This is a genomic window from Paractinoplanes durhamensis (assembly GCF_016862175.1).
GTDB classification, from domain to species: Bacteria; Actinomycetota; Actinomycetes; order Mycobacteriales; family Micromonosporaceae; genus Actinoplanes; species Actinoplanes durhamensis.
Genome location: NZ_BOML01000021.1, coordinates 118,871 through 132,029, shown reverse-complemented (window position 1 = coordinate 132,029; position 13,159 = coordinate 118,871). Strand labels below are relative to the sequence as shown.

Annotated in this window: 11 protein-coding genes; 3 read left to right on the top strand and 8 right to left on the bottom strand. The window is 68.0% G+C overall.

All coding sequences use genetic code 11. The features are described 5' to 3' along the window. The first annotated feature begins 113 nt into the window (after nucleotides 1-113). Nucleotides 114-2,132, top strand: a complete 2,019-nt coding sequence (locus Adu01nite_RS12620) for a glycoside hydrolase family 48 protein (protein ID WP_307836630.1) — start codon at nucleotides 114-116, stop codon at nucleotides 2,130-2,132. 44 nt (nucleotides 2,133-2,176) lie between these two features. Here the strand turns inward: Adu01nite_RS12620 and Adu01nite_RS12615 are convergent, their stop codons facing one another. Beyond that, the gene (locus Adu01nite_RS12615; RefSeq protein WP_203726804.1) at nucleotides 2,177-3,382 is read right to left on the bottom strand and encodes an MFS transporter; all 1,206 of its coding nucleotides are present in this window, start codon (nucleotides 3,380-3,382) and stop codon (nucleotides 2,177-2,179) included. Nucleotides 3,383-3,548: 166 nt separating this feature from the next. Here Adu01nite_RS12615 and Adu01nite_RS48455 point away from each other — a divergent pair, with 166 nt between their 5' ends. Next, entirely contained in the window at nucleotides 3,549-3,683 is a 135-nt protein-coding gene (locus Adu01nite_RS48455; protein WP_275414647.1) for a hypothetical protein, read from the top strand. A gap of 98 nt (nucleotides 3,684-3,781) precedes the next feature. Then, nucleotides 3,782-4,441, top strand: coding sequence for a DUF5317 family protein (locus Adu01nite_RS12610; RefSeq protein WP_203726803.1), 660 nt, complete (start codon nucleotides 3,782-3,784; stop codon nucleotides 4,439-4,441). A 1,552-nt stretch (nucleotides 4,442-5,993) separates the two neighbouring features. On the opposite strand, the gene Adu01nite_RS12605 is transcribed toward Adu01nite_RS12610, so the two are convergent. The 7 genes from Adu01nite_RS12605 to Adu01nite_RS12575 all read right to left on the bottom strand — a co-directional run bounded on the left by Adu01nite_RS12605 (nucleotide 5,994) and on the right by Adu01nite_RS12575 (nucleotide 13,070). Next, complete coding sequence (locus tag Adu01nite_RS12605) at nucleotides 5,994-6,644, bottom strand: PilZ domain-containing protein (RefSeq protein ID WP_203726802.1); 651 nt, start codon at nucleotides 6,642-6,644, stop codon at nucleotides 5,994-5,996. A 233-nt stretch (nucleotides 6,645-6,877) separates the two neighbouring features. Beyond that, nucleotides 6,878-7,831, bottom strand: coding sequence for a class I mannose-6-phosphate isomerase (locus tag Adu01nite_RS12600; RefSeq protein WP_203726801.1), 954 nt, complete (start codon nucleotides 7,829-7,831; stop codon nucleotides 6,878-6,880). Continuing rightward, nucleotides 7,828-9,021, bottom strand: a complete 1,194-nt coding sequence (locus Adu01nite_RS12595) for an ADP-dependent glucokinase/phosphofructokinase (RefSeq protein WP_203726800.1) — start codon at nucleotides 9,019-9,021, stop codon at nucleotides 7,828-7,830. The genes Adu01nite_RS12600 and Adu01nite_RS12595 overlap by 4 nt, the downstream gene beginning before the upstream one ends. Nucleotide 9,022: 1 nt before the next feature. Next, nucleotides 9,023-9,889: a ketose-bisphosphate aldolase gene (locus tag Adu01nite_RS12590; RefSeq protein WP_203726799.1), complete on the bottom strand. Its 867-nt coding sequence runs from the start codon at nucleotides 9,887-9,889 to the stop codon at nucleotides 9,023-9,025. Nucleotides 9,890-9,932: 43 nt separating this feature from the next. After that, nucleotides 9,933-10,787 (bottom strand): carbohydrate ABC transporter permease, encoded by an 855-nt coding sequence (locus tag Adu01nite_RS12585; RefSeq protein WP_239132339.1) that lies wholly within the window; start codon nucleotides 10,785-10,787, stop codon nucleotides 9,933-9,935. Further along, nucleotides 10,784-11,713, bottom strand: a complete 930-nt coding sequence (locus Adu01nite_RS12580; RefSeq protein ID WP_239132338.1) for a carbohydrate ABC transporter permease — start codon at nucleotides 11,711-11,713, stop codon at nucleotides 10,784-10,786. Before Adu01nite_RS12580 ends, Adu01nite_RS12585 begins: the two co-directional genes overlap by 4 nt. 67 nt (nucleotides 11,714-11,780) lie before the next feature. Beyond that, nucleotides 11,781-13,070, bottom strand: coding sequence for an ABC transporter substrate-binding protein (locus tag Adu01nite_RS12575; protein ID WP_203726798.1), 1,290 nt, complete (start codon nucleotides 13,068-13,070; stop codon nucleotides 11,781-11,783). Nucleotides 13,071-13,159: the final 89 nt, after the last annotated feature.

The following is a 13,159-nucleotide window of genomic DNA, read 5'->3' as shown; positions in this document are numbered from 1 at the left end:
CACGATCGGCGTCGATGTTTCCGGGCGTTTCCGCCAAAACGCCGTCACCCACTGACAGCGGTGCGGCCGGCCATCCCCGCTCTCGCGGCCGGCTTCCCCGCTTGGAGGACTGCATGGCCCCCCTGTCCCGAAGAGGATTCGTGATCGCGGTCGGCGGCACGATCGCCGGCGTCGCCGCGGGCGCGAAATTCGCCGCCGCCGCCGAGGTTCCCGCACTCGCCGCGGACGAGTACTCGCAGAAGTTCCTCGACCAGTACGCCAAGATCAAGGCCGCCGCCAGCGGCTACTTCAGCCCGCAGGGCGTGCCCTACCACTCGGTCGAGACGCTGATGGTCGAGGCGCCCGACCACGGTCACGAGACCACGTCCGAGGCGTTCAGCTACTGGATGTGGCTGGAGGCGACCTACGGCAGGGTCACCGGTGACTGGGCCCCGTTCAACGCCAGCTGGGCGGCCGCCGAGCAGTTCATCATCCCGGCCGCGGTCGACCAGCCCACCAACGCGTCGTACAACCCGGCCGCCCCGGCCACCTACGCGCCCGAGCATCCGGCGGTCTCCGACTACCCGAGCGCGCTCGACAAGACCGTGCCGGTCGGTCAGGACCCGATCGCCACCGAGCTGAAGTCGGCCTACGGCACCGCCGACATGTACGCCATGCACTGGCTGATCGACGTGGACAATGTGTACGGCTACGGCACCACGGCCGGCACCGGCGGCGAGAACGGCCCGAGCGCGTCCGGCCCCTGCTACATCAACTCCTACCAGCGCGGCTCGCAGGAGTCGGTGTGGGAGACGGTGCCGCAGCCGAGCACCGACCTGTTCAAGTACGGCGGCCCGAACGGCTACCTCGACCTGTTCACCGGCGACAGCAGCTACGCCCAGCAGTGGAAATACACCAACGCGCCGGACGCCGACGCCCGCGCGGTGCAGGCGGCCTACTGGGCGCTCAAGTGGGCGACCGACCAGGGCAACGCGGGCGCGATCTCGGCCTCGGTGGCGAAGGCCGCCAAGATGGGCGACTACCTGCGGTACGCGTTCTTCGACAAATACTTCAAGCAGGTCGGCGACTGCACCAGCCCGACCGGTTGCGCGGCCGGCAGCGGCAAGAACTCGGCGCACTACCTGCTCGGGTGGTATTTCGCGTGGGGCGGCGCCGAGCCGGGCGGCGGCTGGGCGTGGCGGATCGGCGACGGCGCCGCGCACCAGGGTTACCAGAACCCGGTGGCCGCCTGGGCCCTGTCCACCCAGGCCGGCCTGGCCCCGCAGTCGGCCACCGGCAAGACCGACTGGTCGACCAGCCTCGGCCGGCAGATCGAGTTCCTCCAGTGGCTCCAGTCGGCCGACGGCGCGATCGCCGGCGGCGCCACCAACAGCTGGGACGGCGCCTACGCCACCCCGCCGGCCGGCACGCCGACCTTCTACGGCATGGCGTACGACTGGCAGCCGGTCTACCACGACCCGCCGAGCAACAACTGGTTCGGCATGCAGGCGTGGGCGATGGAGCGCTGGGCCGAGTACTACTACCTGTCCAAGGACACGAAGGTGAAGCCGGTCCTGGACAAGTGGGTGGCCTGGGTCTCCGCGCAGATCACCGCCGACCCGGCCACCGGCGACTTCAAGATCCCGTCCACGTTGGCCTGGACCGGCCAGCCCGACACCTGGAACCCGTCGAGCCCCGGCAGCAACGCGAGCCTGCGGGTGTCGGTCGCCGACTTCAGCCAGGACGTCGGGGTCACCGCCGCCCTGATCAAGACCCTGCTGTACTACGCGGCCGCCGCCGGCGACACCGCCACCCAGACCCTGGCGAAGAACCTGCTGGACGCGCTGGCGGTGCACACCACCGACAAGGGCATCTCGGTCGCCGAGACCCGCACCGACTACAGCCGCTTCGCCGACCCGGTCTACATCCCGGCCGGCTGGACCGGCACCATGCCCAACGGCGACCCGATCGACGCCGACGCGACGTTCCTGTCGATCCGGTCCTTCTACGAGGACGACCCGGACTTCCCGAAGATCCAGGCCTACCTGGACGGCGGCGCCGCGCCGTCCTTCACCTACCACCGCTTCTGGGCGCAGGCCGACATCGCGATGGCCTTCGCCGTCTACTCGGAGCTCTTCGGCACCACCGCATAGTCGCATCGGCCGCCGCGCCCGCCCACGCGGGCCGGCGGCCGATCTCACTGACCAGCCATCGCGGGCTCCGCCACCCGGTGTCGCCGGCCTGTGGACAGCGCGCGGGACAGCATCGGCAGGACCAGGGCCAGGGTTGCCGCGGCGCCCAGGCCGGAGATGACGAACAGCCAGCGAGGGCCGACCGCACCCAGCAGGGCGGCGCCGCCTACGTAGGCGAGGACTTCCGCGGCGTACGGGAAAAGGTAGATCGTTCCGAAGACCGTGCCCAGGCGGTCGGCCGGCACGTGGCGTTGCACCAAGGTGTCGGCGGCTACGTTGTGCCAACCGGCGCCTGCGCCCGCCAAGGCCTGGCCCAGGATGGCGAGCGCGACCGCGTAGCTCAGGCCGGTCAGCAGCGTGCCGGCGCCGATGACCAGCAGGGACGCGTAGAGGATCAGGTCGAAGCGGAAGCGGTCGGCGTTGCGGGCGATCACCAGCGGGCCGGCGACCATGCCGATGCCGTACGCCGAGGTCAGCAGGCCGACCGCGATCGGGCCGGCGCCCAGGGCGTCGCGGACCAGTGGCACCACCGCCACGTTGTCCAGCGCCGCGAACGTGACCAGCACCAGGAAACCGCAGGCCACCGCCCGGACCACCAGGTTGGTGCGGACCACGCCGAGGCCGCCGCGCAGCACCACCCGCAGTGGCTCGGTGGTCGCGGCGGCGCGCCGGGCCAGTGGGCGCAGGCCGGCCACCAGCACCGCCGACACCAGGAACGACACCACGTCGAGCAGCAGGGTCGGGGTCAGGCCGGCCACCGACAGCAGCACGCCGCCGAGTGCCGGGCCGGCCGCGAAGCCGATGTTGACGCCGACCGCCAGGCGCGCGTTGGCCGCACCCAGCCGCTCCGGGCCGACCAGCTCCGGCAGCAGGCTGCGGCCGGCCGGGGTGAACGTGGTCGCCGCCACCGACGCGGCCGCGACCAGCGCGAGCAGCACCGGCAGGGACGGGCTGAGCAGGGCGATCGCCGTGTAGAGCGCGGCCTGCGCCAGGTCGCAGACGACGATGATGCGCCGCTGGTCGAACCGGTCGGCGAGCGCGCCGAGCACCGGGCCGAACAGCCGCGGCACCGTCGCCGCGACCAGGAACCAGCCGAGGGCGGCCGCACCGTACCGGTCGAAGACGGCGACGAGCAGGGCAGTCCGGGCGATCTGGTCACCGGCGTACGAAACGAGTCGCGCCGTCCAATATCGATTAAATGCCGCATTCATCAATAGCCCCCGTTGCTTTTGCACTTTTATGCAATTCCATTGTCCCCTCCGGTTGCACCGAATCAGCTGTCGGGTTCGCGACCGGAGAATGGTATTTCCGCCTTGACCATCCGGGTATACCGTCGACCCCATCGCAATTCCAAATCGCTTGTCACTGGGGGATCAAATGATCAAGCAAGCGCACACCGACATGTCCACCTGGGCCGGACCGACCCGCGGCTGGGCGGGCCCGACCCGGGGCTGGGCCGGCCCCACCCGCAGCTGGGCGGGCCCGACCGCCTGGGCCGGACCGACCCGATAGCCCCATTTCCGCGCTTCGGCCGGTGACCCGGCCGCGTCCTTCAGCGGGCGCGGCCGGGGAGTCCACCCATGCCATTGCCGCAGCGGGAAATGACTGCCATGTCTGCGAGATTCGCGATTCTCATCGCCGCCCCGCCATTGGCCGGCGCGGCACTCGGATATCTTTCCGGCGGTCGGCTCGGCGCCCTGCGCACCATTAAAATCAGAGCGCTGTGGCTGATCTGGCTGGCCGCGGCCGCCCAACTGGCCCAATACCACGTGCCCGCCCTGCACGGCCCGGCGACGCTGGCCGTCGTGTTCGGCGCCGTTCTGGCGTGGCTGGCCCTCAACCTGCCGAGATGGCCGCGCGCCGTCCGCATCGCCGGTGTCGCGATCGTCCTGGGCGCGTCCCTCAACGGCCTGGCCATCGCCCTGAACGGCCGGATGCCGTACGACGCTCAGGCCGCCGCCGGCGCCGGTCTCCCCACCGGAGGCGAAACCCCGAAGAACGTCGCCGCGACCACCGAGACCCGGGCCGCGGTCCTGGGCGACACCATCCCGCTGACGCCGCTGCACGCCATGATCAGCCCCGGCGACATCCTGATCGCGGGCGGTGCCTGCGCATTCGTCCTGCTGGCGATGCGCCGCCAACCCCGGAGACACGATGACCAAGACTTGGCCCTGGACTCGCCTGACGCCGCTGCTCCACACGCTGGCCGCCCTGGCGATGCTGCTCTACACGATCGGCGCCCCGCACGAGCAGGGCGGCTGACCCCATGACCATCACATGGCACCGGGCCGTCCTGGCCCTGATGGCGCTCGCCCTGCTGCTCCACACGGTCGGCGCGCCCTACGAACAGGGAGGCTGACTCATGACCCTCGCCCGGCGCCGCCTCACCCTGGCGCTGTTCACCTTGGCCACGCTGGCCCTGCTCCTCTACACCGTCGGCGCACCGCACGAGCACGGAGGCTGACCCATGATCATCGCCCGGCGCCGCCTCACCCTGGCGCTCTTCACCCTGGCCACGCTGGCCCTGCTGCTCTACACCGTCGGCGCACCGTACGAGCACGGAGGCTGACCGATGACGCTCGCGAAGCACCGCATCACGCTGGCGCTCTTCACTCTGGCCACGCTGGCCCTACTGCTCTACACGATCGGCGCACCCTACGACCACGGAGGCTGACCCCATGACGATCACGACCAACCGCATCGCCCTGGCGCTCTTCACGCTCGCGACGCTGGCCCTACTGCTCTACACCGTCGGCGCGCCCTACAACCACGGAGGCTGACGCCATGGCCTTCGCGACGCGCCGCATGACCCTGGCGCTCTTCACCCTGGCCACGATCGCCCTGCTGCTCTACACCGCCGGCGCACCGTTCGAACAAGGAGGCTGAGCCATGACGCTCGCTCGACGCCAGGCCGTCCTGGCCCTGCTGACCCTGACCACGCTGGCCCTGCTGCTCTACACGATCGGCGCCCCGCATACCCACGGCGGCTGACGCCATGGCCGTCACGATGCGCCGCACGACACAGGCGCTGTCCACCCTGGCCACCTTGGCCCTATTGCTCTACACCGTCGGCGCGCCGCACCTAAGTATTGGCTGACCATGACCATCACGACCAACCGCATCGCTCTGGCCCTCTTCACACTCGCCACCCTGGCCCTGCTGCTCTACACCGTCGGCGCACCACACATCAGTACGGGCTGACCGTGACCGTCACGATGCGCCGCATGACACCGGTGCTGTTCGCCCTGGCCACGCTCGCCCTGTTGCTCTACACCGCCGGCGCACCACATCTCGATGGAGGCTGACCCCGATGACACTCGCGCGGCGCCGCATCACCCTGGCGCTCTTCACCCTGACCACCCTGGCCCTGCTGCTCTACACCGTCGGCGCACCGCACCTGAGCACAGGCTGACCATGACCGACTCGATGAATCGCATCGCCCTCGCGCTCTACACCATCGCCACCCTGGCGTTACTGCTCCACACCATCGGCGCACCACACATCGACGGAGGCTGACCATGACCATCACGACCAACCGCGTCGTTCTGGCGCTCTTCACCATCGTCACCCTGGCCCTGCTGCTCTACACCGTCGGGGCGCCGAGCGAATACAGCAGCTGACGCATCGCACGACACCTGGACGGAGGATGACGATGACCATCACCACGAACCGCGTCGTTCTGGCGCTCTTCACCATCGCCACGCTGGCCCTGCTGCTCTACACCGTCGGGGCGCCGAGCGAATTCAGCTGACGCATCGCAGGAGAAACGCGCGCGGTCCGAGCCATGACGGCTCGGACCGCGAAAAACTGCGCCGGGGAAGGTCAGGCGGCGTCCTGGCTGAGGCGGCGCTCGTTGATCTCCCACGTCATCACGTAGAGGCGGATCATCTGGGCCAGGCTCTCCTCGGAGTTGAAGGTGAGCACCACGTGCTGGCCCGGGTCGCCGTGCGGGGCGTCGCGAACCGTCAGGATCGTGCCGGTCATCTCGACCTCGCCGGCGTCGCCGAGGCTCACGGCCGCCCGCAGGTGGTCGCCGACCGTCAGCTTCACCGGCTCGTCGATCCAGCAGCGCAGCCCGCCCTCGCTGATGTCGAGCAGGGCGCCCTCCATCGCGCGGTCCTCGTTGGCGAGCCGGACGACGGCGCCGCCGCCACCGCGGACGAACTCACGCCGGTTGCTCTGCCGCGGCGCCTCCATCGGGGCCAGGGTCCAGCGGTACGGCGCCTGCTCGGAGATGGCGACGAGCCGGGTGGGAAGCACGATCCGGGTACGCGGCGGCGCCCAGAACACGTCGAACAGGTGACCCGGCACGATCTCGGCCGGGTCGGCGGTCTCGAGCGGCGCGGCGACCGTGAAGGTGTCGCCGTCGATCGACTCGAGGCGGGACCGGAAGTTCAAGCCTTCGCCGAGAACAAGGAACATCGGCGCGCCGATGGCGGGCAACTCGGTAGCGACAGAGGCCGAAGCAATCATGGTTGAAGCACCTCGCGGAAGGGGGAACCCGGTCGAGTGCTTCATTCGGCCGCCGCCGCCGAAAGGTAAGCGTTCTGGTAGCGAACAGGGAGCGAACCCCGTGATCTGCCTCTCCCCACGGGAACATAAAGCGGGGCCCCGCCAAAGGGACATGGCGAGGCCCCGCTCCCCCGAGCCCCGGGCATCACGGCAGATCGGCTGCCGGAACACGGCTTACACCCGGGATCCAGGAGTCAGTGGCGGGAGGCACCGAGGCGGACGGCCTCGACCTGCCCGTCGAGCCGGAGCGGCCCGGCCGCGTACGGAATGAGCAGCGTGTCCCCCCGCCGGACGGCGAGATCGTCGTTCGCCCCGGAGAGCCGGCCCTCGCCGCCGACGACGACCAGGATGCTGAATTCGTGCGGAAGCTGGTCGCCGCCGTGGAGCCGGTTGGCGGCGAAGAACTCGTCGGCGGCCGCGGGCAGCAACTGCGAGGCGGAGCCGCGGAGCCCGTCGAGGCGCGCGGGCGTCCAGGCCCCGCGGTCGACGCACTGCAGGGCCAGGTCGTACCCCAGGCCGAGGTGACCGTCCGCGAGGCCGAAGCCCTCGTACTCCAGGAGGACCGAGAAGTCCGTCGGTTCCTGGATCTCGACCAGCAGGATGCCGTCGCCGATCGCGTGCGGCAACCCGGCCGGGCAGAGGATCGCGTCGCCGGCCGCCACCGGGATCCGGTTGGTGGCGGCGAGCATCTCGTCGTTCTTCTGGCCCTCGACCCAGCCGCCCAATTCCGCGGAAGAAACATCACGGGCAAACCCCAGATGGACGTACGCGCCGGGCCGCGCCGAGACGATCACCCAGGCTTCGGTCTTCCCGTACGGCGTGGCCAGGTGCGCGGTGGCGAACCTCCGGTCGGGGTGCACGTGCAGCGGAAGTCGCTGGCCGGCGTCGAGCAGTTTGACCAGCACCCCGGTGTCGGCCCGGTCCGGCCCGAGCCACCAGCCCGGGTCGGCCGCGATCGCCTCGGCCAGCACCCGGCCGTCGGCCAGCGTGGACAGCCCGGCCGGTGCGAGCGCGAACCGGCTGGTCACCGACCCGACCCAGTCCTCGGGACGGTCGGCGAGCGCGGGCACGTTGCGGAACTCGGCGATCCGGCCGGCCCCGCGGTAGAACGTCTCGGGCTGGTTGGCGGGCAATGCTTCGACAGTCATCGTTCTTCCCTGAGTGCGAGCGCGGTGAGGAAGCCACCGACGAAGGTGTCGCCGAGCCCGACCGTGGTCGGGTTCGGGACGTCGAGCACGAAACCGGGCACGCAGCGGACCACGTCGCCCATCCGGGCGTGCAGCTCGGCCGCGAAGGCGACCGACTCGGGCCGGCGCGGTTGCGCCCGCAGCCGGGCGACGTCGGCGTCGGTGAAGTCGTCGCCGTGGCTGTAGCGGGTGGCCGCCATGACGGTGCCGGTGTCGAGGGCGTCGGTGTAGTCGCCCGCGCCCAGCGCCACAGCCCAGTACTTGGTGTGCAGCACCAGCGTCGGCACCGGGATGAGGGCGTGCACGGCGGTGAGCGCGTCGGCGACGTCGGCCGGGTCGAGCAGGTTGACCGGGCGGCGGAGATAGGACTGGAGTTCGTCCTCGTTCAACCCGTACACATCAATGGTTTCCAGCAGGGCCTCGCGGACCCGGCGGCTGAACGCCGGCTCGTGGTAGGCAGCGTCCTCGAAGTAGGTCACCGCGTCCGGCGGCAGTTGCCGCATGTGTTCGCGCAGGAGAGCGAGCCGCACGTTGAGCTCGGCCTCGTCGCGCATGGCGTTGAAGCCGGAGATCAGGAAGACCGACGCCTTGCCGAGCCGGTCGCCGAGTTCGCCGATCAGCATGTCGGCGTTGGCCGGGTCGTTGACGTAGATCAGGCGGTTCGGGAAGGGGGCGTGGATGTCGATGTCGTTCGCCCGGATCCACAGGCCCTGGTCGTACTGGACGATCAGGTGTGGATAGAAGGTGTCGTCGGTGCCGCTGTTGATGTATTCGCTGTCGGGCGGCAGCAGCCGGCGGAAGGTGTCGTTGACGCTGACCAGGTGCAGCGTCGACGGAACCCCCAGCCGGCTCATCAGGATCCCGGCGCGGACCGACGTGCCGCCCAGCGTCTCCCGGTGCGGGAAGCGATCGGCGAAGGTGGCCAGCGCCGGGGCGGAGGCGACGAAGTGCTCGCCGCCACCACCCCGGGCCACATAGGACAGGATCGACACCAGGAGGTCCCGCTCGCCGGTCACCGTATTCGGCGACGTCAGTTCCGCGGCGACGATGCCGTACTCGATGATCAGCTTTTCCAGGACCGCGGTGGTCAGCTTCAACTCGTAGTCGACGCACCCACCGAGGCCTAGAACTACGCGGGACGAGTCGCTCATCTCAGAACAGCGAGCCCTTGCCGTCGGCGCCGAAGAGCTCGATCTTCTGGGCGGCGACGATCTTCATGGCCTCGATGCAGGCGGGCTGGATGGCGTTGGGCTCGCGGACCTTCTCGTCGGTGCCGAGCACCTCGCGCATCTTGTTGTGGTAGGCCACCTTGATGTCGGTCGAGATGTTGATTTTGTTAATGCCGATTCGCGCGGCCTCGCGGATTTCGTCGTCCGGGTTGTTGGAGCCGCCGTGCAGCACCAGCGGGATCTGCACCCGGCTCTTGATCTCCTTGAGCAGGTCGAGCTTGAGCTCCGGCTTCAGGTTCTTCGGGAAGAAGCCGTGGTAGGTCCCGATCGCGACGGCGAGCGAGTCGACGCCCGTCTGCTCGACGAAGGTGACCGCGTCGTCCGGGTCGGTATAGATGATCGTCGCGGTGCCCTCGGACTCGGCGTAACTGTCGTTCGCGCCGATCGTGCCGAGCTCGGCCTCGACCGAGATGCCGAGCACGTGCGCCGAGTCGACGACGCGCTTGGAGATCGCCACGTTCTCGTCGAACGGCTTGGTCGAGGCGTCGAGCATGACCGAGGTGAACCCGTACTGGAACGCTTCGAGCATCTGCGCGTAGGTGGCGCCGTGGTCCCAGTGGATCGCGATCGGGATGCTCGACCGGTGCGCCCGCTCGATGATGCCCTTGATCATCTCGGGGCCGATGTGCTTGACCTCGTCCGGGTGGATCGCCACCATCAGCGGAGCGTTCGTCTCCTCGCTGATCTCCACGATTCCCTTGAACATCGCCCAGTCGCTGATGTTGAAGGCGGGCACGGCGAAGCTGTGCTCATTGGCGACATCCAGGATCGCCTTGCCGGTCGTCAGCATTTCGGTGTTTCTCCCTTTGGTTCGGTAATGCAGTGCGAGGGGGTCATGCCTTGACGGCGCCGGCGGTCAGTCCGCCGATGAATCGCCGCTGGAACAGCAGGAAGAGGACGAGAACGGGAATGGAGCCGAGAATGCTCATGGCCATCATCTGGTTCCACTCGTACGAGTGCTGGCCCATGAGCATCTGAATGCCGATCGGCACCGTGCGCATGTCATCGGTGCGGGTCAGCGTGAGAGCGAACAGGTATTCGTTCCACGAGATCATGAACGTGTAGACCCCGACCGCGATCAGGCCGGGCACCGAGATCGGCACGAGGATCCGCCACAGTGCGGTCCAGCCGGTGCCGCCGTCGACCTTGACGGACTCGTCCAGCTCCTTCGGGAGCGTGTTCAGATACGCGGTGATCATGATGATCGCGTACGGGAGCGTGAACACCATGTGCGTGAGGATCAGGCCGGCGTAGGTGTTGTAGAGGCCAAGACCGACGACCAGGCCGAAGTACGGGATGACGAGCGTGATCGGTGGCACCGCCTGCACGCTGACGATCACCGCGTTGATGGTCTTCTGGAACGGGAAGTTGAAGCGGCTGAACGCGAAGCCGGCCAGCAGCGCCACCAGCAGCGTCAGCAGGGTCACCGCGATCGCGACGATGTAGCTGTTCAGGAAGTAGCGCAGCTGGGTCCCGTTACCGAGGATTTCGGAGTACGCGTCGAACGAGAACGTCGAGGTGATCAGCTTCGGCGGGTTCTGGAAGACGTCCCCGTTGCCCTTGAACGACGTGGAGAGCATCCACAGCACCGGCAGGCCGGCGAACAGGCCACCGATGATCAGCCCGGCAAGGACGCCGGATTTGGCGAGCGTGCGCTTGGTCTTGACGGCCACGGCCACGGCGATCACCGCTCCCTTTGCTGACGCACGTAGAAGAAGGCCAGGATCATCGTCAGCAGCAGGACGATCACGGCCGCGGCGGACGCGGTCGAGAACTCGTACTCGCTGAATGCCTGCTTGTAGGTGTAGGTGCTGAGCATCTCGGTGGTGTTCAGCGGGCCGCCGCCGGTCGTCATCCAGATCAGCGCGAACTGCTGCGACGTCCAGATCAGGTCGAGCACCGCCATGCTGATGATCACTGGCCGGAGCTGGGGCAGTGTCACGTGGCGGAACCGCTGGAACCAGTTGGTGCCGTCGACCGCGGCCGCTTCGTACAGGTCCTTGGGAATGCCCTGCAGACCGGCCAGCAGGCTGATCATGAAGAACGGGTAGCCCGACCAGATGTTGATGAACGTGACCGCCCACAGCGCCTTGCCCGGATCACCGAGCCAGTTCACGCCCTCGTTGATCAGGCCGATCGAGTGCAGCACGTAGTTGATGACGCCGGCCGGGTCGAGCAGCAGCCGCCAGATGACCGCGATGACCGCGATCGTGAACAGCCACGGCAGGATGTAGACGATCCGGAAGATGGCCTTGGTGACCCCGCCGAGCAGCTCGGTGTTGAGCATCATCGCGAACGCCAGGCCGAGGACCAGGTGGGCCACCATGCTGACGGTGATGAAGATGGCGGTGTTCTTGATCGCGGCCAGGAAGTCCGGATCGGTGAGCACCTTGGTGTAGTTGGCGAACCCGGCGAACACCGAGTTGTCCTGGACGATCACGTTGTCCCGGAACGAATAGCTGATCACCATGACGATGGGGACCACCATCAGGACCACGATCAGGACGATCGTGGGGGACAGGTAGCCGTACGGGACCAGGCGCCGGGCCAGGGACTTTCGTTTGGGGGCCGCCGGTTCGACCGGCGCGGCGGTCTTCGTTGCGAGCATTGTCATGGCTTGTCTCCTAGGTCGGGCGCCGTACCGGCTTTATGTCAGGGGGCCGGCACGGCGCCCGGGCGGACTAACCGATCACCGAGGACCAGGACTCCTGCGCCTTGGCGAGGGCGTCATCGACGCTCGACTTGCCGGTCAGCACGAGCTGGAGCTGCTCGTCGAAGCTGCGCATGAGGTCCTCGGACTTGGGCAGGCCGACGAACTCGTTGGCCGGGGTGCCCTCCTTGTAGATGTCGAACGCCTGCTTGAACAGCGGGTCGCTGTTGCTGAAGTCGGGCTCGGCGTTCTTGTTGCCGGTGAAGCCGTTGGCGATCGTGGCGAGCTTCGCGTTGGTCTCCGCGCTCATCAGGTAGGAGACGAACTTGAACGCCTCGGCCTTGTGCTTGGTGGAGTTCGAGATGCCGATGCCCCAGGACGCGTACGGGATACCGCGCTTGCCGGTGTAGCTGTCCTCGGCCGGGATGGCCGCGATCTCGAACTTCAGGTCCGGCTTGTTCTTCTTGATCAGGCTGACGTGCGCGAGCGAGTCGATCATCATGCCGACCTGGCCCTGGGTGAACTTCTCGACCTTGTCCTGCTCCTTCATGGTGAGGGAACCGGGGGCGATGACGTTCGCGTCGTTGAGGCTCTTGACGTACTCGACGGTGCTCTTGACCGCGTCGGTCTGCAGCGCCGGCTTGCCGTCGGCCAGCATGCTGCCGCCGGAGGCCCAGAGCCAGGACATCACGTCGTTCTGGATGCCGTTGGGGACGGCGGTGTCGAGCGGGAGCGCCCAGCCCTTCACGTTGCCGCCGGTGGCGCTGATCTTCTTGGCCGCGTCGAGGAACTCGGTGCGCGTGCTCGGCGTCTTGGCGACGCCGGCCTTGGTCAGCAGGTCCTTGTTGACGAACAGCGGGTAGACGAAGTTGACCACCGGGATCATGTACGTCTTGCCCTCGAGCTGGATCTGGCTGGCCAGCTGGCTGGAGTCATAGTTCGCGTCGGTCATCAGCTTGGACATGTCGGCGATCGCGCCCTGCTTGGCGAAGTCGTTGACCCAGGCGCCGTCGAGGCCCACCACGTCCGGGAGGGTCTTCGAGGCCGCGCCGGTGATCAGCTGCTGCTTGGTCGAAGCGTACGGCGCCGAGATCAGCTTGATCTTGATATTCGGGTTTGCCGTCGTGAAGTCGTTAATGATCTTGTCGAAATCGCCGGCCGGAAGCTCCGCGCCCCACCACTGGGCGAACTCGAGCGTCACATCTCCGCCCGAAGCCGAGTCATCCGAGTCGCCGCCGCCACACGCCGCGACGAACGCGACCAGGCTGGCCGCCGTCACCGCCCCTATTACTCGCTTCAGCCGGGATGCAGAAACCGCCATGGCGGACTCCTTCTATATAGAGATCTTTCTGTTCTCTGCCGTGTTGGCGCCACGTTAGCAGCGTGTTACAGATGAAGACAAGAGAAGAA

Excerpts from the sequence above, each read along its gene's own strand:
- Adu01nite_RS12605 (WP_203726802.1), bottom strand. The coding sequence starts at position 6,644 with ATGATTGCTTCGGCCTCTGTCGCTACCGAGTTGCCCGCCATCGGCGCG.
- Adu01nite_RS12620 (WP_307836630.1), top strand. The coding sequence starts at position 114 with ATGGCCCCCCTGTCCCGAAGAGGATTCGTGATCGCGGTCGGCGGCACG.
- Adu01nite_RS12580 (WP_239132338.1), bottom strand. The coding sequence starts at position 11,713 with ATGACAATGCTCGCAACGAAGACCGCCGCGCCGGTCGAACCGGCGGCC.
- Adu01nite_RS48455 (WP_275414647.1), top strand. The coding sequence starts at position 3,549 with ATGATCAAGCAAGCGCACACCGACATGTCCACCTGGGCCGGACCGACC.
- Adu01nite_RS12595 (WP_203726800.1), bottom strand. The coding sequence starts at position 9,021 with ATGAGCGACTCGTCCCGCGTAGTTCTAGGCCTCGGTGGGTGCGTCGAC.
- Adu01nite_RS12600 (WP_203726801.1), bottom strand. The coding sequence starts at position 7,831 with ATGACTGTCGAAGCATTGCCCGCCAACCAGCCCGAGACGTTCTACCGC.
- Adu01nite_RS12575 (WP_203726798.1), bottom strand. The coding sequence starts at position 13,070 with ATGGCGGTTTCTGCATCCCGGCTGAAGCGAGTAATAGGGGCGGTGACG.
- Adu01nite_RS12615 (WP_203726804.1), bottom strand. The coding sequence starts at position 3,382 with ATGAATGCGGCATTTAATCGATATTGGACGGCGCGACTCGTTTCGTAC.
- Adu01nite_RS12610 (WP_203726803.1), top strand. The coding sequence starts at position 3,782 with ATGTCTGCGAGATTCGCGATTCTCATCGCCGCCCCGCCATTGGCCGGC.
- Adu01nite_RS12590 (WP_203726799.1), bottom strand. The coding sequence starts at position 9,889 with ATGCTGACGACCGGCAAGGCGATCCTGGATGTCGCCAATGAGCACAGC.